Source organism: Roseburia sp. AF02-12 (assembly GCF_003461765.1).
In the GTDB taxonomy this organism is placed as follows: domain Bacteria; phylum Bacillota; class Clostridia; order Lachnospirales; family Lachnospiraceae; genus Roseburia_C; species Roseburia_C amylophila.
In genome coordinates this window covers 1,041,274-1,060,810 of record NZ_QTXS01000001.1, presented here as the reverse complement: position 1 = coordinate 1,060,810, position 19,537 = coordinate 1,041,274, and the positions used below count along the sequence as shown (strand labels likewise).

The window sequence follows — 19,537 nt, the reverse complement described above, 5'->3', positions numbered from 1 at the left end:
TAAGAAGCTTCCAGTGGCAGCTTCTGCAGGTGGAAAAAGGAGGATTAAGTTAAGATGGCAGAAAGTAACAAGATGAAGGATATGCCGGTAAATAAGCTTATGGTGCAGATGGGAATACCGATGATTTTATCTATGGCATTGCAGGCGGTTTATAACATTGTAGACAGTGCCTTTGTAGGAAACATGAAATCAGGAAGTGAGGCTGCACTTAATGCACTTACACTAGTATTTCCGGTTCAGATGCTTATGGTAGCAGTGGGAATCGGAACCGGTGTGGGAACCAATGCACTTCTCGCGAGAACACTGGGAGAGGGAAAAAGTAAAAAAGCTGCAAAAGTTGCAGGAAACAGTTTATTTCTTGGAGTGATTATTTATGCAGTATGTCTGCTGTTTGGAATGTTTGGAGTAAAAGCATACATCTCATCCCAGACCGTTGATACGGAAGTCATTGCAATGGGGACAAGCTATTTAAGAATATGCTGTGTGATTTCATTTGGAATTATTTCCTTCTCGCTATTTGAGAAACTGTTACAGGCAACCGGGCGTTCCATTTATTCAACAATTGGTCAGGTTGTGGGAGCAGTGGTAAATATTATTCTTGACCCAATTATGATTTATGGCATCGGACCGGTTCCTGAAATGGGAGTAAAGGGCGCAGCCTATGCAACCGTAATCGGACAGGTGGTATCAGCAGCATTGTTATTTATTTTCCATGTAAAATTAAATAAGGAATTTGAGCATGGTGTAAAGTTTATGAAACCAGAGGGCAGAATTATCAGGGAAATCTATGCAATCGGACTTCCGGCAATTATTGGACAGGCGCTTATGTCTATTATGGTTTATGTGATAAATCTGATTTTAAAATTCAGTCCTTCGGCTCAGACCGCATATGGATTGTTCTATAAAGTACAGCAGTTTGTACTCTTCCTTGCCTTTGGACTTAGAGATGCAATCACGCCGATTATTGCATTTGCCTATGGAATGCATAGCAAGAAGAGGATTCAGGATGGAATCAGATATGGCTTAATCTATACGATTGTGCTTATGATTGTGGGTGTGGCGATTACAGAAATTTTCCCTGGGGCTTTTGCAACATTATTTAATGCAGGACAGTCAAGGGAATATTTTATCGGAGCCATGAGAATTATTTCTATCAGCTTTATTTTCGCCGGAATCAATGTAGCATATCAGGGAATTTATCAGGCATTGGACGGCGGTTTGGAGTCGCTTGTGATTTCACTGCTCAGACAGCTTGTCATCATATTACCGCTGGCAGGTGTTTTCTCCAGTTTAGTCAGAAATGGACAGATGGACGTTTCCTTAATCTGGTGGGCATTCCCGATAACAGAGATTGCTGCATGCCTTGTGGGATATGTATTTTTAAAGAGAATCCGGAAGAATAAAGTGGAAAGTTTAAGTTAAGGAGGAGTCAGCTATGGCAAAAAGAATCATTACAATCAGCAGAGAGTTTGGAAGCGGCGGACGGTTTATGGGGAAAGAAGTGGCAAAAAACTTGGTACTGTATTTTTGCAGTACCTTTTCTTTTTCTGGAAAGTGAAGTATGATACAGAGGAAGAGTAGCTGCTTGACGACAGAAGAATTGGGTAACATAAGAAAAATGTGGAGGTAAATAAAAGGCATGCTGAATGTGAAAAATGCTGAAATAGCAGATTTAGAGCAAATTATGAAAATTTACAGATATGCACAGGATTATATGATAAAGTCCGGAAATCCGACTCAATGGGGACATTTTTACCCGGATGCAGATCTGATAAAATCTGATATTGATAAAAATGCATGTAAGGTAATATATGACAAGAATGGAATCCACGGGGTATTTGCATTGTTTGATGGTACAGAACCTACTTATAAGCATATTGAGGGCGGTAACTGGCTGAATGAAGAACCATATCTGACGATTCACAGGCTTGCCGGAGATGGTCAGGTACATGGCTTGTTTCCGTGTGCTTTAAACTATTGTAAAAAGATTTCTTTAAATATCAGGGTAGATACTCATGCGGATAATAAAACTATGCAAAGGCTGATTGAAAAGAATGGTTTTATAAAATGCGGTACGATATATGTAAAAAATGGAACAGCAAGAATAGCATATCAAAGGACTGATTTTCGGGCAGCAAGATTTGCAAGCATATCACTTAATACCACTAGGTCTGCGGCAAGAAGCGTAAGCTCATCGGTCGACAGGCATTCGGACAACTGGCAGGAAATTGTGGAGAGGTAAAAAAGATTTGTACAGTTTGACATAGTGGTTGTCCATAAGATATTTAGCGTTAACGGATCGTCCCTTTACAAACAGAATAAAAAAGCATATAATTCTTTTATAAAATATTTAATAAAAGAGGACAAAAAAACGGAAAATAAAGATAAAAGAAATATAGCAAGAAAAAAAATCATCAATTATGTGCTGAATCATCCGGTTATGTCCAAAGCGGAGCTCGCGAAAGAATTAAATCTGAGTATGCCGACTGTGTTAGCAAACGTAAATGACCTGTTGGAGAAAAGACTGTTAGAAGAAGTGGGCGAGTATGCGTCGACAGGCGGACGAAAGGCAAAAAGTATAGGAATTAATAAGTCATATTGTCATGCAATGGGGCTTTTGATCACTGCGAATCATATCGAAATGGTACTGGTAAATCTTGGAGATGAGATCGTAAAAAAAGACCGCATCCGTTTAAAATTTACGGCAGAATTATCCTACTGTACAGAGGTGGCACAAAAGGTTGAAACTTTTCTGGCAGACGAGCCTGCGAAGGAGACACTGCTTGGAATTGGTATTGCGATCCCGGGAATTATCGATCAGAAAGAACGGATTGTTTTAAAATCCCACGCGTTAGGGATAGAGAACTATAGTCTCCGCTTTTTAGAGCAGGCTGTGGGAATGCCGGTGTATTTTGAAAATGATGCCAATGCAGCCATGCTTGCAGAAAAAAAGCAGAAGTATCCCAATGCGATATATCTGTCTTTGAATCATACATTAGGCGGTGCTTTCTGCATAGATGGAAAGTTGTATCGCGGACAAAACCAGAAAGCAGGAGAGTTTGGTCATATGATACTTGTTCCCGGTGGAAAAAAATGTTATTGTGGTAAATCAGGATGCGCGGATGCATATTGTGCTGCAAGTGTACTGACGGAAGATAACAGGCAGTCGCTGGATGCATTTATGGAAAATCTTGAAAGTGGAGATAAAAAGGTTTTACAGATATGGAATGAGTATCTGGATCATCTTGCTGTTTTGATATCAAATCTACGGATGGCATATGATATGGATATCATACTGGGGGGCGATGTCGGAGGTGTACTCTCAGATTATATGATACCTTTGGGAGAAAAAGTGATGGCATATAATGGTTTTGAACATGATGTTTCATACCTGAAGAACTGTTCGTACAGGAAAGAAGCGTCGGCTGTTGGAGCTGCGAAATATTTTTTTGCGGAACATATGATGGAAATATAAATTATTATAGTGTGAAAACAGAGTGAAGTGTGAGCAAAAAAACGGAAAGGAAACGATAAGTGAGGTTTTCTTTCCGTTTTTTGTGCGTTGATTAGAAAATATATACAAAAAGCATATCTGCAAATTGTGCAATGCGTAAAATTGAGAGAAATATATTGACAAAATATGTTTAAAGGATGATAATGTAATTACTTTAATAAAACATTTAATAAAACATAAAATAAAACAATATAAAAAAGGAGGAAGCAATTATGTTACAGCAGGTAATGACAAATCCAGGAGAAATTATTTTCAGAGAGGTTCCGGTTCCGGAGGTAAAGGAAAATCAGGTTTTGGTAAAGATTATGAATATTGGTGTCTGTGGATCAGATATTCATGTTTATCATGGAAAACATCCGTTTACAAAATATCCGGTAACACAGGGACATGAGGTTTCCGGTGAGATCACAGAACTTGGAAAAAATGTCACAGAGTTTCATGTGGGACAGAAGGTGACGATAGAGCCACAGGTATATTGTGGACACTGCTATCCATGCCGTCATGGAAAGTATAATCTCTGTGAGGAATTAAAAGTAATGGGATTTCAAACGACAGGAACAGCATCTGAGTATTTTGCAGTGGATGCATCTAAAGTAACACCTATTCCAGAAGATATGTCCTATGAAGAAGGAGCTATGATCGAACCTCTTGCTGTGGCAGTTCATGGTGTAAAACAGATGGGTGATGTGGCTGGCATGAATATTGCAGTCCTTGGAGCGGGACCGATCGGAAATCTTGTAGCACAGGCAGCAAAAGGAATGGGGGCAGCGAAAGTGATGATCACAGATATCAGTGATCTTAGACTGGCAAAGGCAAAAGAATGTGGAATTGATGTGTGTGTGAATACCAAAGATAAAGACTTTGGTGAGGCAATGATCGAAGCATTTGGACCGGATAAGGCGGATGTAATCTACGACTGTGCCGGAAACAATATCACAATGGGACAGGCAATTAAATATGCAAGAAAAGGAAGCACGATTGTACTGGTGGCTGTTTTTGCAGGAATGGCAGAAGTAGATCTTGCAGTGGCAAATGACCACGAACTTGACATTAAGAGCACGATGATGTACCGCCATGATGATTATATAGATGGAATCAGACTGGTAAATGAGGGCAAAGTTCATTTGAAACCGCTTATCTCAAAGACATTTGCTTTTAAAGATTATCTGAAGGCATACCAGTATATTGATGATAACCGCGAGACAACGATGAAAGTAATTATCAACGTCAGTGAAAAGTAAGGAGTTCGTATGGAAAATAAATATGGAATTGTCGGAGTTGCCCATGTCGGGCTTCCGACAAACGATTTACAGAAAACAGTTGAGTTTTATAGGGGTCTTGGATTTGAAGTAATTATGCAGACTTATAATGAAAAAGCAGGGGAAAAAGTGGCATTTTTACAGATAAAAAATTACTGTATAGAGACTTTTGAAAATGGGCAGGCGGCAATGTCAGACGGTGCATACCAGCATGTTGCTCTTGATGTGGAAGACATTGAGAGTATATATCAGAAAATCTGCAATGAAAAATACACAGTTATCACAGACGGAATCGAAGAACTGCCATTTTGGGAAAATGGTGTGAAGTTTTTTATGATTAAGGGACCAAATGAGGAAAGAATAGAGTTCTGTCAGAAACTCTGATAAAAACAGGAGGGACATATGGGAAGCGAAAACAAAAATGGAAAAGTACCGCTGATCAGTAAGATTGCATATGGGTTTGGTGATGTTGGATGTAATTTCAGCTGGATGTTTGTCAGTAATTTTCTGATGATATTTTATACAGACGTGTTCGGAATCAGTATGGCGGCTGTGTCAGCACTTATGCTTTTTTCAAGATTCTGGGATGCAATCAATGATCCAATCGTCGGGGGACTTACAGATAAAACAAAATCGAGATGGGGACGGTACCGTCCATGGTTGTTAGTAGCGGCACCAATCACAGCGATTCTTCTTGTTATGACATTCTGGGCAAGACCCGACTGGCCGCAGAATGGAAAGATTATTTATATGGTAATTACATATTGTCTGCTGGTTTTGGGGTATACCTGTGTGAATATTCCATATGGAACCTTGTGTGGTGCTATGACACAGGATATTGATGAACGTGCAAAAATAAATACATCCCGTTCGGTTGCAGCGATGATTGCAATTGGTGTGTTAAATATTATCACAGTTCCACTGCTCAGCAAATTCGGCAGTCATAGTGCAAAGACAGGATATCTGACGGTTGCGGTCATATATGGATGTATTTTTACAGCCTGTCATTTCTTCTGCTTTGCGAAGACGAAAGAGGCAGTGATTACTCCGGAAAAAGAAAAAATTTCTGTAAAGGTTCAGTTGAAAGCGGTTATGCAGAACAGACCATATCTTCTTGCATTGGCAGGACAGATATTATTTGGATTTACACTGTATGGTAGAAACGCAGATATTCTGTATTACTTTACATATGTGGAAGGGAATGCCTCCTACTACACAACTTATTCGATGTGCATCATTATTCCTTCTATCATCGGGGCAGCCTGTTTTCAACCATTATTCCGCAAGTTGAATAACAAAGGAAGAACAGCATCTCTCTTTGCTTTATTTACAGGAATTTCCATGTTGTCTATGTTTTTCTTTAATGCCAAAGAATCACCGGCTATTTTTTATGCTTTATCTGGTCTGACACAGTTTTTCTTCTCTGGATTTAATACTGCAATCTATGCAATTATTCCAGACTGTGTGGAATATGGGGAGTGGAAAACCGGACTTAGAAATGATGGTTTTCAGTATGCATTTATTTCACTTGGAAATAAAATCGGAATGGCAGTTGGAACAGCACTTTTAGCAGGATTACTTGGAAAATGTGGCTATATTGCAAATCAGACACAGAATGCGGCTGTACTTTCAATTATGAAACATGCATTTACGACGATTCCGGGTGCACTGTGGATTGTGACTGCGGTTGTATTATTTTTCTACCGGTTAAATAAAAAACGTTATAACGAGATTGTGGAGGAACTGAAAAATGGAAGAAAAAGTTGATATCGTGGCATTGGGAGAATTGCTGATTGATTTTACGGAAGCAGGACACAGTCAGGATGGGAGAAAATTGTTCGAACAGAATCCCGGCGGTGCTCCGGCAAATCTTCTAACCGTTGCAAGCCACTTTGGGTATCGCACATCTTTTATTGGAAAAGTTGGAAACGATATGCATGGTAAATTTTTAAAGAAGACATTGCAAAAGGAAGGAATCAATACAGATGCTATTGTTGAAGACCCGGGTTATTTTACAACGTTGGCATTTGTGGAAATCGGTGAAAGTGGAGAACGGAATTTTTCTTTTGCAAGAAAACCAGGTGCAGATACACAGTTAAAAAAAGAAGAACTGGATCAGACATTAATTTCAGGTTGTAGAATTTTTCATTTTGGATCATTATCGCTGACAGATGAACCGGCAGAAAGTACAACGATTGAAGCGGTAAAAATGGCAAAAGCAGCGGGTGCACTTATTTCCTATGATCCGAATTATCGACCGTCTCTTTGGAAGAGCAAAGAGGATGCAGTGAAAAAAATGAGATCTGTCATAGAATTGGTAGATGTCATGAAGGTATCGGATGAAGAGAGTATTTTGTTGACAGAGGCCGAAAGTTATGAGCAGGCCGCAGACCAACTCCTTGCTATGGGACCAAAGCTGGTAGCCATTACATTGGGAGAACAGGGTGTTCTTATGGCAACAAAAAGCAGAAAAGAAATCATCAAAGCATTTCAGATACATGCGGTCGACACGACTGGGGCAGGTGATTCATTCTGGGGAGGCGTATTATGCAGTATCCTTTCCATGAATAAGAATGTTGAAAAAATGAAATGGGAAGAAATCAAAAAGTGTGCTGTTTTGGGAAATGCAGTTGCTGGATTGTGTGTGCAAAAGAGAGGTGGCATCCCTGCGATTCCGACAAAAGAAGCAGTGTTTGAATTTATGCAGAAATAATGAATGTATATGACAAAATTGGGGCTATAAAAACGCCCCTATTTTTAACAAAAATATAAGCAGGACAACTTTCGATATTTGCTCCTGCTTGTATTTTATGTAAATTACGATAAGTTTTATTCCCTGTGTTCTTCGCCCCATGTACAGTCTGATTCTGGTGTAGTCTTTAAATGCTTTTCTGATTCCCAACAATCAATGCGGAGCATATAGCCAGCAGATATATAAACATCAATACTATTAAGCTGTGGATTGTATTCTGCAAATATTATTCTCGTCGTATTTTATCTCCTTATCATTCAATCAATCATTTGTTACAAAAATCAGAAGCATTTCAATCAGTTCACCATGTCACTTTCATTTTGTGTTATAATGTGTTATCAGATTTCTTGGTCTCCGCTGCCGCTTCGGTCGGCACAGAGCAGAGGTCCACTGGACCTCTTGTGCCCTTATCAGAGTTCGTAAACACTGGTGCGATGATATAATACAAGGGAAACAATAAGGGAAAGCTCACCTGCGATAAATTCAGTATTTTCAAGGGTTTGCGGAGAATTTAATAACAAAATATAACAGTTATTAAATCTCTTAAAACAGGTGAAATCTCAATTCCAGTTTGGAGAATTGAAAAAAACGGAATTTACCTATTAAGACATATAAACTCTTGACAATAAAGCTCCTATATAGTATGTTTTTAATAAACTACTATATAGGAGCTTTTGTATGGAAATGAATGGAGGATTTCTTGTCACCAAAATAAAACAGCTTGGAGACCGGATTTTCGAGAAGATTCTCAGTGAAAAGAATATTGATGCGTTTAATGGAGCTCAGGGACGTATTCTTTATGTGCTGTGGCAGGAGGATGGTATCTCAATCAGGTCACTCTCGACTAAATGCGGATTAGCGATAACATCTCTTACTACGATGCTGGAAAGAATGGAAAATCAAGGGCTGATAAGCCGTGTTCAGTCTGAAACGGACAAAAGAAAAACACTCCTGTTTCTGACTGAGAAAGCACATGCCTTAAAGGGCGAGTACGATTCTGTATCTGATGAGATGGGCAGTATTTACTACAAAGGTTTTTCAGAGGAAGAAATTACCCGGTTTGAGGAATGCCTCGACCGCATCAGAAAGAATCTTGAGGAGTGGCAGAAGTCATGAGTATTTGTATCAAAGATTTGATTCAGAACATGAATATCGTCATTGGCTGCACAGTGGGGTGTACATATTGCTATGCCCACAATAACGTGAAACGCTGGCATATGATTGATGACTTCGCTGACCCTGAATTCTTTCCGGGTAAGCTTAAGATGATGGAAAAGAAACGTCCGCAGAACTTTCTTCTTACCGGCATGAGCGATCTCTCCGGATGGAAGCCGGAATGGAGAGACGAGGTATTTGTAAAGATCCGTGAAAATCCGCAGCATCAGTTCCTGTTCCTTACCAAGCGACCTGATTTGCTGGATTTTGATACCGATCTGGAAAACGCATGGTTTGGCGTTACGGTGACGAGGAAAGCAGAACTGTGGCGTATCGATGCTCTTCGGAAAAACGTCAGAGCAAAACATTACCATGTTACCTTTGAGCCGTTATTCGACGATCCCGGCACAGTTGACCTTTCCGGAATCAATTGGATCGTTGTCGGCACCATGACCGGAGCTCAGAGCAGGAAGATTCATACGGAACCGGAATGGGCATGGTCTCTGACGGACCAAGCACATAAGCTCGGCATTCCGGTGTTTATGAAGGAAGACCTTGTCCCTATCATAGGGGATGAAAATATGATTCAGGAAATGCCGGAAGAATTTAATAAAGTGTTAGAGGTACAGAAATCATGGAAGAAGTAATAAATGGAATCCTCATTCGTGAGGTGGAAACAAAGAATATCATGACTAAGTCTAGTCTGCCGGTAGGCGGTTACTCGGTCAATCCCTATGTGGGCTGTACACATGCCTGCAAGTATTGCTATGCTTCTTTTATGAAGCGCTTTACCGGGCACAAGGAGGAATGGGGCACTTTCCTTGATGTGAAGCATTGGCCGGAAATTAAAAATCCGAAGAAATATGCCGGACAGCGGGTGGTCATCGGTTCTGTGACAGATGGCTACAATCCACAGGAGGAGCAATTCGGGAATACCAGAAAACTTCTGGAGCAGCTGATCGGCAGTGACGCAGATATTCTGATCTGCACAAAGTCGGATCTTGTGGTACGGGATATTGATCTGTTGAAGAAGCTTGGACGTGTAACCGTTTCATGGTCGATCAACACACTAGATGAAAATTTCAAGAACGATATGGATTCTGCTTCGAGCATTGAGCGCCGTATCACTGCTATGAAGCAGGTATATGAAGCAGGTATCCGTACAGTCTGTTTCGTATCCCCGGTATTCCCCGGTATCACGGATTTTGAAGCAATCTTTGAGCGGGTAAAGAATCAGTGCGATCTGTTCTGGCTCGAAAATCTCAATCTTCGAGGCGGTTTCAAAAAGACAATTATGGATTATATCGCCGGACAATATCCTGATCTTGTACCACTTTACGACGAGATCTATAACAAGCATAACCGCAGCTACTTTGAAGCACTTGAAGTAAAAGCTGAGAAAATGGCTAAGAAGTATGATTGTGCCTTTGTGGATAATGAAATGCCTTATGGCAGAGTCCCGCAGGGGCATCCGGTGATCGTAGATTATTTCTATCATGAGGAAATCCGTGGGACAGAGAATACCGGAAAAAGAAATCGTTAAATTCCAGTTTATGGAATTGGAAAACCGGAAGTTGTATGTTTTATCAATTACAGGTTCTAAAACTGAATAAATCAGAAATTAAGAGTAGATAACCTGAAATATGGTTATCTATTTTTAATCGTCTTGATTTTCTTTACCATTGAATTTTTTATGGGAAGATATGATATACTTGATTTAATTAGATGAACGAAAGCGAGGATATTGTAATGGATATATTAGAAATTATGAAAGAAAGACACAGCGTAAGACAGTATAAAAATCAGACTATCGAACCATCGAAAAGAGAAGAAATCAACTCTTTGATAAATGACGTCAATGCTGAGAGTAAATTATCAATCCAGGCTTTTTATGACGAACCGAAGTGCTTTAATTCCTTTATGGCTCATTATGGGAAGTTTGAAAATGTGAAGAATTATATTGCCATTGTTGGAAATAAGAATGATCAGGAAAAGGCGGGATATTATGGTGAGAAGATTGTTTTGAAATGTCAGGAACTTGGTCTTAATACCTGCTGGGTAGCAATGACGCATGGTAAATCAAAAGCAGAAATAGAAAGAGGACAGAAACTGTTAATCATTATTTCACTGGGATATGGAAAAACACAGGGAGTTCCACATAAAAGTAAGAGTATAGTGGAACTTGGAAAGGCAGACCAGAGTACAGAATGGTTTGACAGAGGTATGGAAGCAGTAAGTCTTGCACCTACTGCTGTAAACCAGCAGAAGTTTCAGTTGGAACTGAAAAATGGAAAAGTTACAGCAAAAAATCTTGGAGGATTTTATTCTAAGATAGATCTTGGAATTGTCAAATATCACTTTGAAGCAGTAACTGGACATGAGGTAAAATGATGCATACAAAGAAAGATATAGATAAGCTGGCGGCAGATTTTGAACAATGCCAGAAAATTCTGCTTGCACTGGGAGATGAAAATAGACAGCATATGATTTTGGAAATGATGAAAAAGGGCGGATGATGCCAACAGGTGAAACCTATGTCAACAGTCGGGTTGCAGAAGACGGTAATACCTGTTATCAAATCAATGAAGCTGAAAGTTTGGAAGTGTTGCAGGAGTGGGCTTCGAATTGGAATGATGTTACTGATTTTACATTTATACCGGTAATAAGTAGCCATGAAATGAGCGAAAAAATGAAGAAGTAGACAATTCAGGTTTGGAGGAACAATATGGTACGAAAAGCAGAAAAACAGGATTTAGAAATACTGGCAAATTTAGCAGTACAAATGTGGGACAGCCATTCGGTCAGTGAACTGATTACTGAATTCTCAGAAATTATGGAAAAAAGAAACACTCAATTTTTTTGAAATATGAAAATGATATTCCAATTGGCTTTGCACAATGCCAGTTGCGGTATGATTATGTAGAAGGAACAAAAACCAGTCCGGTTGGATACTATAGATAGTGTTCTATTTCATAAAGCAATGAATTTTACAGAAGCAAACAGAATTATTTGCTTTACCAAGACATTATAAAAGAATGCAGAGAAGTAGTTTATAGAGATACTTCTCTGCATTTTTGCTGTCGGGCATCCGAAAGAGGCTGCCGGTGGCAAGTCCGGTAGGTAAGTTATGGTACATCTTCCGCAGAAGCAGCAGGCTCACAGATTGATTTCCGGGTGGCAAGATTTGCAAGCATATCACTTAATACCACCAGGTCTGCAGCAAGGAGCGTAAGTTCATCGGTCGACAGGCATTCGGACAACTGGCAGGAAATTGTGGAGAGGTAAAAAAGATTTGTACAGTTTGACATAGCGGTTGACCATAAGATATTTATGATATGGTATGCAACTGTCAGAGAAAATGTGTATAATAAAAGAAATAACTTCCGATAGATAATTGGTAAAAGGGAATGAAAGGAATCAAATATGAAAACACTGATTGTAGTAGATATGCAGAATGACTTTATCGATGGTTCACTTGGAACCAGAGAGGCACAAGAAATTGTACCAAAGGTAAAAGAGAAAATCAAAGAGTATCAGGAGCGTGGGGACGAGATCATTTTTACCAGGGATACCCATCAGTCAGATTATCTTAGTACACCGGAGGGAAAGAAGCTTCCGGTGGAGCATTGCATTGAAGGAACAAAGGGCTGGGAGATTGCAGAAGGCTTGGAGGTGCCGGGATGCAGCTGTATTAATAAACCGACCTTTGGATGGACACACTGGTCGGAGAGAAACTTTGAAGAAATAGAATTATGCGGACTTTGTACGGATATCTGTGTGGTATCCAATGCCTTGATTTTGAAAGCGGAATTTCCGGATGTAGAGATTACAGTAGATGCCACATGTTGTGCCGGAGTGACGCCGGAATCCCATGAGGCGGCGCTTACTGCTATGAAAATGTGTCAGATTCAGGTAATTGGAGAGTAGAAAGGCGTAATAATTACAAAAGAATCCCTTCGACGCTTGAACGTCGTTCGTTTTTTGAGTATAATCGTTTCGTAAGGAAGGTGACAGATATGAAGGATACAAGAGTTGATATTTATCATGGAGTAACACCAATTAAGGTAAAACCGTATGAGCATAATGTAAAATATTATGAGACAGACCAGATGGGGATTGTGCATCACTCCAATTATATCCGTTGGATGGAAGAGGCACGCATGGACTTGATGGATCAGATGGGCTTCAGCTATAAACAGATGGAAGACCAGGAAATTATCAGTCCGGTGCTGTCGGTACAGTGTGAATATAAGAGCATGGTGCGATTCGGGGATACCGTTGTCATTGAAACAGCCATTGCAGGTTACAATGGAATCAAACTCAGTGTCCGCTATCGTATGACAGATAAAGCGACCGGAGAGCTTCGGACCATTGCAGCCAGTGAGCACTGCTTCTTAGATCGTAATGGTAAGCCGATTTCCTTGAAACGGTCATACCCTGAAATAGATACAAAATTCTTCCAGATGATGGATGAGGAAAGTTAGGATAGGATGAGCGAAAAATTAGTTCTGATTGATGGACACAGTATATTAAACCGGGCATTTTTTGGATTACCGGATTTGACCAATGCAGAGGGACTTCATACCAATGCAGTATATGGTTTCTTAAATATTTTATTTAAAATATTAGAGGAAGAGCAGCCGGAGTATCTTACGGTTGCTTTTGATGTGCATGCACCAACATTCCGTCATAAGATGTTTGATGCATACAAGGGAACGAGAAAACCGATGGCAGAAGAATTGCGGCAGCAGGTACCGCTGATGAAAGAAATGCTGCGTGCCATGGGAGTTACGGTAATTGAAAAAGAAGGCTTAGAAGCAGATGACCTATTGGGAACCATAGCAAAGCGCAGTGAAGCAGCAGGCTATGAAGTGTCTGTAGTGTCCGGAGACCGGGACTTATTGCAGCTTGCCAGTGACCATATTAAGATCCGGATTCCAAAGACTAAGCGGACCGGAACGGAAATCGAAGATTATAATACCAAAGAGGTATTGGAAAAATATCAGGTTACACCATTGCAGTTTATTGATGTAAAGGCGCTGATGGGCGATACCGCAGATAATATTCCGGGTGTACCGGGAATCGGCGAAAAGACAGCCACGAACCTGATTGTGGCATATGGCAGCATTGAAAATGCGTATGCCCATGTAGAAGAGATTAAGCCAAACCGTGCGAAAGAGATGTTAAAAGAGCATTATGATATGGCACAGTTGAGTAAGACACTGGCTACCATTAAGATAGATGCAGACATCCCATATAATATCAACGAAGCAAGAATTGGCAATTTATATACACCGGAAGCTTATATGATGTGTAAGCGTCTGGAATTTAAGAATCTTTTGAAACGGTTTGAAGTGGACACACCGGTAAATACCGGAGAGGAAAACTTTAAACGAATCGAGGATTTTGCTGGGGTAGAAGATTTTTTTGCAAAGGCAAAGAAGCAGCAGGCAGCAGGCTTCCAGTTGATTTATGAAAAGGATGTTGTGCTTGGACTTGCAGTTGCATGCACAAAAGAAGATGTGGCATATATTCCGGTTGCGGGATTTGTGACAAAGCAGTATCTATTCGAACAGAGCAGACAGCTTCTTGCAGCAGGCACAGAGATTCGCACCTTTGATTTAAAACCACAGCTTAAATGGATAGAAGCCGATGAAAAAAGTCATATTTTTGATGTGAAAATAGCAGCTTATTTATTAAATCCATTGAAAAATGACTATGCTTATGAAGATATTGCAAAAGACTATCTTGATTTGATGGTGCCATCGAAAGAGGATTATCTTGGAAAGAAAGATTTTGTCACATCATCGGAAGAAAAGCCGGAAGAATTCTTGAAAATGGCATGTTATCAGGCATATATTAATTTAATGGCAAAAGAGCCGCTGGCAAAGCAGTTAGAAGAAGAGGGCATGAAAGAACTCTTTGATAAAATAGAAATGCCGCTGGTATATACCTTATCTGATATGGAAAAGGAAGGCATTGCTATTGATGCAGATGCCTTAAAAGAATATGGAGAGAATCTTGCAGTATCCATAGATAAAATTGAAAAAGAAATCTATGAAGAAGCCGGTGAGACCTTTAATATCAATTCACCAAAACAGCTTGGTGTGATTCTTTTTGAAAAATTGCAGATGCCAAATGGCAAGAAGACCAAGACCGGATATTCTACTGCAGCAGATGTACTGGAAAAGCTGGCACCGGATTATCCGATTGTATCAAAAATATTAGAGTACCGTCAGCTGACCAAATTAAAATCCACATATGCCGACGGACTGGCTGCATTTATTGCAGAGGATGGACGGATTCACAGTACATTCCAGCAGACCATAACAGCCACCGGACGTTTAAGCAGTACAGACCCGAATTTACAGAACATTCCAATCCGGATGGAATTGGGACGGCTGATTCGTAAAGTGTTTTTACCGAGAGAAGGTTATGTATTCTTAGATGCGGATTATTCCCAGATAGAGCTTCGTCTGCTGGCACATATGTCAGGAGATAAAAATCTGATTGATGCATATAAGCATGCAGAAGATATTCATGCGATTACTGCATCCAAGGTATTTCATGTGCCGTTCGAAGAAGTAACACCACTGCAGCGAAGAAATGCAAAGGCGGTAAACTTTGGTATTGTCTATGGAATCAGTTCCTTCGGATTAAGTCAGGATTTAAGTATTACAAGAAAAGAAGCAGAACAGTATATTAAGAGCTATTTTGAAACCTATCCGGGAATCAAGTCATTCTTAGACGGACTGGTAGAGGATGGCAGGACAAAAGGCTATGTCACAACAATGTTTGGCAGAAGAAGACCGGTGCCGGAGTTATCCTCCAGTAATTTCATGCAGCGTTCCTTTGGAGAACGTGTGGCAATGAATGCACCGATTCAGGGTTCTGCAGCAGATATTATTAAAATAGCCATGATTCATGTACATGACCGCCTGAAAGAGGAAGGCTTGAAATCAAAACTGATTTTACAGGTACATGACGAACTTTTGGTTGAGACCTGTAAAGAAGAACAGCAGCAGGTAGAGAAGATTTTGAAAGAAGAAATGCTTCATGCAGCAGACCTTGCGGTAACCTTAGAGGTAGATATGCATGCCGGAAATAACTGGTACGAAGCAAAATAGGATAAGGCAGAAATTATGAAATTTATCGGAATTACCGGAGGCGTAGGAGCCGGAAAAACAGAAATATTAAAATACCTTGCCGGCAGAGAAGATACGAAAGTAATGCTGGCGGATGATATTGCAAGAGAACTTTCCGAGCCGGGACAGTCCTGTAACGAAAAATTGCAGGAGCTGTTTGATGGAACAGATGTTTTTGATGAAAAGGGGAAGATGAACCGTCCGAAGGCGGCAGCCATTATTTTCAAGGATGAAGCCAGACGGAATGGAATGAATGAGATTTTGCATCCGGCAGTAAAGGAATATGTGCTCCATGTATTAGAGCAGGAAAAGGAAGAAGGCAGGCTTCGTTATCTGGTATTGGAAGCGGCATTATTAATCGAAGAACATTATGATGAAATTTGTGATGAATTATGGTATATTTATACTTCAGAGGAGAATCGCAGAGCAAGGCTGAAGCAGTCGAGAGGCTACAGTGATGAAAAAATCAGTGAAATGTTTGAAAGCCAGCTTTGCGAGAACGAATACCGCAGACATTGCAAAGTGGTAATTGATAATAATGGTACGACGGAAGAAACCATTGCACAGGTAAGAACGATAATAGAGAATGAGGGAGAAAATACCAATGGATAATGCAGAACAGAATGCAAATCAATTTGTATTTGGCTTGGATATCGGAACAAGAAACGTAGTTGGAACAGTTGGATATCGGGAAGGCAAAGACTTCTATGTGGCAGCCCAGTATATGAAAGAGCATGAAACCAGAGCTATGCTGGATGGTCAGATTCATGACATCGGAAGAGTAGGCAGAACAATTGCAGAAGTAAAGGCAGAATTAGAAGGGCAGCTAGAGGCAAAGCTTACCGATGTCTGCATTGCTGCCGCTGGCCGTGTACTGAAAACCGTGACCACCAGCGTGGAATATGAATTCGCAGAAGAGACCGTAGTAACTGCAGAACATATACATACTCTGGATTTACTGGGAGTAGACCATGCCCAGCAGATTTTAAAAGAGAGGAATGATACCCGTTACAAATTTTACTGTGTGGGATATTCCGTTGTAAAATATTATATCAATGATGAAGTCTTTTCCAATATCGAAGGACATAAGGCAGAGAAAATTTCGGAGGATGTTATCGTAACCTTCCTGCCGGAGGACGTTGTAGATGGTCTGTATTCTGCAGTAGGGCAGGCTGGATTAAATGTTGCCAATCTGACTTTGGAGCCTATTGCTGCAATCAACGTAGCAATTCCGGAGGCCTTTCGAATGTTAAATATTGCACTGGTTGATGTGGGAGCCGGAACATCTGACATCTGTGTCACCAGAGACGGAAGCATTATTGCATATGGCATGATTCCTTATGCCGGAGATGAGCTGACCGAATTAATTGTACAGCATTATCTGGTGGATTTTAATATGGCAGAACATATGAAGCTGACATCCGGTATGGCGGATGAAGTGGAATTTACAGATATCATGAGCATTACCCATACGATTCCATCCGAAGAAATCTGGGATTTAACCCATGATACGGTAGATAAGATTACTACTGAGGTAGCAGAGAAAATCAAAGAGTTAAATGGTGATAAATCGGTCAGTGCAGCCTTCGTAGTTGGTGGTGGCGGCAAAATCCATGGATTTACGGAAATGCTTGCAGACAAACTTGAAATTCCAAGAGAGCGTGTAGCATTACGTGGAGAAGAAGTTTTAAAAGAGGTTCATTTTGCACAGGAAGAGATTAAGAAAGACCCATTACTGGTAACACCGATTGGAATCTGTCTTAATTATTATGACCAGAAGAATAATTTCATTATGGTCCGGTTTAACGGAGAACGCTTAAAGCTATATGATAACAGCCATCTTACCATTGTGGACGCTGCATTGCAGGCGGGCTTCCCGAATGAAGCACTGTTCCCAAGACGGGGCAAGGCAGTGGAGTTTACCGTAAATGGAAAGCCGAGAATCGTCCGTGGAGAACCGGGAGAATCAGCCATTGTTAAAGTGGACGGAAGAGTAGTCAGCATCAATACACCACTGGTTCCGAATTCCGAGATTACCATAGAAGCCTCTACCATTGGAAAAGAAGCTGTATCTACGATTGAACAGTTAGATGAATATACATCTTCCACCATTACCTTCCAGGTCAATGGCATCAATATTACCTGTCCGAAATTTGTTCAGGTCAATGGAAGCCTTGAACCTTCTAATTATGTTATTCAGGAAGGGGACGAAATCGAAACCAGAAACTTCTATACCATTGGACAGCTGGCAGAGTTTATGGATGTGCGGATTGATGAAGAAGCCGGAATTATCTTAAATGGAAAACCGGCAGATATGGGTTCCCTTTGCTATGAGAACTTTGAAATCGAATGGAGTGCTTCTGCCTATGAAAGCGGTGAACGCCATATTTCCTATGGACAGGCAGACCACAGATTTGATGCCGGACCGGAAGAAGAAGCTTCAACAGAAGGAAGCACAGACAGTGCAGCTGAAGTTCATGAGACAGAAGCTTCTGTGGCAGCTGAATCTGTGACAGGCGAAAATGCTGCGGATGAAAATGTTGCAGATGGCATTCAAACGGTAGGTGCAGAGCCGGCAGTTGAAACGAATACAGATTCTGCAGCAGAAGCAGCAGCCGATGCACCGGTGCAGAAACCGACAGAGCCGGAAAGCAGAGAATTACATATTATTGCAAACAATCAGGAAATTACTTTAAGTGGCAAAGAAGAATATGTATTCGTGGATATTTTTGATTATATTGATTTTGATTTGTCAGCATCCCACGGAAGAGCAATTGTAACTTTAATCAATGGCGTGGATGCCCAGTATACACAGGTATTGCAGGACGGCGATAAAATTGAAGTGTACTGGAAAGAGAATTACTAAATAGAAAGAGACATAAGAAAATGGAATTATGCAGTATTGCAAGTGGAAGCAGTGGGAACTGTATCTATGCAGGAACAGAAAGCAGCCATCTGATGATTGATGCCGGAATCAGTGGAAAGCGCATTGAAGCAGGATTAAACAGTATCGGTTTGAAAACCGCGGAAATGCAGGCACTGCTTGTGACCCACGAACATTCAGACCACATTTCCGGTCTTGGCGTGGTAGCAAGAAAATATGGAATTCCAATCTATGCCACGGCAGAGACCATTGAGGCAGTCAAAGGGATTTCCAGTGTGGGAAAAGTAGATGAGACATTGTTTCACCCTATCGAAGCCGGAGTGGAATTTCAGATTGGAGATATTACGGTGGAGCCGGTATCCATTTCCCATGATGCCGCAAATCCGGTGGCATATATCATGAAACAGTCAGATAAAAAGATGGCGGTCATTACCGATTTGGGGAAATATGACAATTATCTTATAGACAAGCTGCAGGATTTAGATGTATTATTGTTAGAAGCAAATCATGATGTGCGCATGCTTCAGGTGGGTAGTTATCCGTATCCTCTGAAACAGCGGATATTAGGGGACAGAGGACATCTTTCCAATGAGAGCAGTGGACAATTTTTAGGACAGCTCCTGCATGATAAGTTTAAAAAAGTAGTATTGGGGCATCTGAGCAAGGAAAATAATCTGGCAGAACTGGCATATGAGACAGTGCGCCAGGAAGTAGAACAGGGTGAGAACCCGTACCACGGAAATGATTTTCCAATCCAGGTAGCAAAGCGGGACGAAGTGTCTGAGCTTATCCGGATTTAAGAATATTAAGAAAGCAAAAATAAGAGGA

Annotated in this window: 21 protein-coding genes and 2 pseudogenes; 20 read left to right on the top strand and 3 right to left on the bottom strand. The window is 40.6% G+C overall.

Going from position 1 to position 19,537, the window contains the following annotated elements:
• The first annotated feature begins 54 nt into the window (after positions 1–54).
• Both DV740_RS05300 and DV740_RS05295 read left to right on the top strand, forming a co-directional pair.
• On the top strand, positions 55–1,422 hold the full coding sequence (locus tag DV740_RS05300; protein ID WP_118057233.1) for an MATE family efflux transporter: 1,368 nt from the start codon (positions 55–57) through the stop codon (positions 1,420–1,422).
• A gap of 13 nt (positions 1,423–1,435) precedes the next feature.
• Positions 1,436–1,528 (top strand): annotated as a pseudogene (locus tag DV740_RS05295) (cytidylate kinase family protein); the annotation flags it as partial.
• A gap of 584 nt (positions 1,529–2,112) precedes the next feature.
• On the opposite strand, the gene DV740_RS15405 reads toward DV740_RS05295, so the two are convergent.
• On the bottom strand, positions 2,113–2,265 hold the full coding sequence (locus DV740_RS15405; protein WP_416390273.1) for a DUF6774 domain-containing protein: 153 nt from the start codon (positions 2,263–2,265) through the stop codon (positions 2,113–2,115).
• Between the two features lies 1 nt (position 2,266).
• On the opposite strand from DV740_RS15405, the gene DV740_RS05285 reads away from it, so the two are divergent.
• The 5 genes from DV740_RS05285 (at position 2,267) to DV740_RS05265 (ending at position 7,486) form a co-directional block, all read left to right on the top strand.
• On the top strand, positions 2,267–3,475 hold the full coding sequence (locus DV740_RS05285) for an ROK family transcriptional regulator (protein WP_330415590.1): 1,209 nt from the start codon (positions 2,267–2,269) through the stop codon (positions 3,473–3,475).
• A 251-nt stretch (positions 3,476–3,726) separates the two neighbouring features.
• Entirely contained in the window at positions 3,727–4,755 is a 1,029-nt protein-coding gene (locus tag DV740_RS05280; RefSeq protein WP_117841974.1) for a zinc-dependent alcohol dehydrogenase, read from the top strand.
• Positions 4,756–4,764: 9 nt separating this feature from the next.
• The gene (locus DV740_RS05275) at positions 4,765–5,157 is read left to right on the top strand and encodes a VOC family protein (RefSeq protein ID WP_117841973.1); all 393 of its coding nucleotides are present in this window, start codon (positions 4,765–4,767) and stop codon (positions 5,155–5,157) included.
• A gap of 18 nt (positions 5,158–5,175) precedes the next feature.
• Positions 5,176–6,540: an MFS transporter gene (locus DV740_RS05270; RefSeq protein WP_117841972.1), complete on the top strand. Its 1,365-nt coding sequence runs from the start codon at positions 5,176–5,178 to the stop codon at positions 6,538–6,540.
• Entirely contained in the window at positions 6,524–7,486 is a 963-nt protein-coding gene (locus DV740_RS05265) for a carbohydrate kinase family protein (RefSeq protein ID WP_117841971.1), read from the top strand. Before DV740_RS05270 ends, DV740_RS05265 begins: the two co-directional genes overlap by 17 nt.
• A gap of 143 nt (positions 7,487–7,629) precedes the next feature.
• On the opposite strand, the pseudogene DV740_RS05260 reads toward DV740_RS05265, so the two are convergent.
• Positions 7,630–7,755, bottom strand: a pseudogene (locus DV740_RS05260) (DUF6061 family protein); the annotation flags it as partial.
• 448 nt (positions 7,756–8,203) lie between these two features.
• On the opposite strand from DV740_RS05260, the gene DV740_RS05255 reads away from it, so the two are divergent.
• The 7 genes from DV740_RS05255 to DV740_RS15050 all read left to right on the top strand — a co-directional run bounded on the left by DV740_RS05255 (position 8,204) and on the right by DV740_RS15050 (position 11,543).
• Entirely contained in the window at positions 8,204–8,641 is a 438-nt protein-coding gene (locus DV740_RS05255; RefSeq protein ID WP_004853467.1) for a radical SAM mobile pair system MarR family transcriptional regulator, read from the top strand.
• A complete protein-coding gene (locus DV740_RS05250) occupies positions 8,638–9,327 on the top strand; it encodes a radical SAM mobile pair protein A (protein WP_118087559.1) in 690 nt (229 codons plus the stop codon). Before DV740_RS05255 ends, DV740_RS05250 begins: the two co-directional genes overlap by 4 nt.
• A complete protein-coding gene (locus DV740_RS05245) occupies positions 9,315–10,223 on the top strand; it encodes a radical SAM mobile pair protein B (protein WP_118057235.1) in 909 nt (302 codons plus the stop codon). Before DV740_RS05250 ends, DV740_RS05245 begins: the two co-directional genes overlap by 13 nt.
• A gap of 206 nt (positions 10,224–10,429) precedes the next feature.
• Positions 10,430–11,071 carry a nitroreductase family protein gene (locus DV740_RS05240; RefSeq protein ID WP_117698757.1) on the top strand — a complete coding sequence of 214 codons (642 nt, stop codon included), beginning with the start codon at positions 10,430–10,432 and terminating at the stop codon, positions 11,069–11,071.
• Complete coding sequence (locus DV740_RS15180) at positions 11,068–11,196, top strand: hypothetical protein (RefSeq protein WP_255415047.1); 129 nt, start codon at positions 11,068–11,070, stop codon at positions 11,194–11,196. Before DV740_RS05240 ends, DV740_RS15180 begins: the two co-directional genes overlap by 4 nt.
• A complete protein-coding gene (locus DV740_RS05230; RefSeq protein WP_118087558.1) occupies positions 11,193–11,381 on the top strand; it encodes a DUF3303 domain-containing protein in 189 nt (62 codons plus the stop codon). Before DV740_RS15180 ends, DV740_RS05230 begins: the two co-directional genes overlap by 4 nt.
• 24 nt (positions 11,382–11,405) lie before the next feature.
• Positions 11,406–11,543 (top strand): hypothetical protein, encoded by a 138-nt coding sequence (locus tag DV740_RS15050; RefSeq protein WP_242986207.1) that lies wholly within the window; start codon positions 11,406–11,408, stop codon positions 11,541–11,543.
• A 262-nt stretch (positions 11,544–11,805) separates the two neighbouring features.
• On the opposite strand, the gene DV740_RS14655 is transcribed toward DV740_RS15050, so the two are convergent.
• Positions 11,806–11,988, bottom strand: coding sequence for a DUF6774 domain-containing protein (locus DV740_RS14655; protein ID WP_117698752.1), 183 nt, complete (start codon positions 11,986–11,988; stop codon positions 11,806–11,808).
• 115 nt (positions 11,989–12,103) lie between these two features.
• Here DV740_RS14655 and DV740_RS05220 point away from each other — a divergent pair, with 115 nt between their 5' ends.
• The 6 genes from DV740_RS05220 (at position 12,104) to DV740_RS05195 (ending at position 19,509) form a co-directional block, all read left to right on the top strand.
• On the top strand, positions 12,104–12,607 hold the full coding sequence (locus tag DV740_RS05220; protein ID WP_118087557.1) for a cysteine hydrolase family protein: 504 nt from the start codon (positions 12,104–12,106) through the stop codon (positions 12,605–12,607).
• Between the two features lie 89 nt (positions 12,608–12,696).
• A complete protein-coding gene (locus DV740_RS05215) occupies positions 12,697–13,164 on the top strand; it encodes an acyl-CoA thioesterase (protein WP_117698750.1) in 468 nt (155 codons plus the stop codon).
• A gap of 6 nt (positions 13,165–13,170) precedes the next feature.
• The gene (polA, locus tag DV740_RS05210) at positions 13,171–15,807 is read left to right on the top strand and encodes a DNA polymerase I (protein ID WP_118087556.1); all 2,637 of its coding nucleotides are present in this window, start codon (positions 13,171–13,173) and stop codon (positions 15,805–15,807) included.
• Between the two features lie 15 nt (positions 15,808–15,822).
• Entirely contained in the window at positions 15,823–16,437 is a 615-nt protein-coding gene (gene coaE, locus DV740_RS05205; protein WP_118087555.1) for a dephospho-CoA kinase, read from the top strand.
• Positions 16,430–18,691, top strand: a complete 2,262-nt coding sequence (locus tag DV740_RS05200; RefSeq protein ID WP_118087554.1) for a cell division FtsA domain-containing protein — start codon at positions 16,430–16,432, stop codon at positions 18,689–18,691. Before coaE ends, DV740_RS05200 begins: the two co-directional genes overlap by 8 nt.
• A gap of 20 nt (positions 18,692–18,711) precedes the next feature.
• On the top strand, positions 18,712–19,509 hold the full coding sequence (locus DV740_RS05195) for an MBL fold metallo-hydrolase (RefSeq protein WP_117698746.1): 798 nt from the start codon (positions 18,712–18,714) through the stop codon (positions 19,507–19,509).
• Positions 19,510–19,537: the final 28 nt, after the last annotated feature.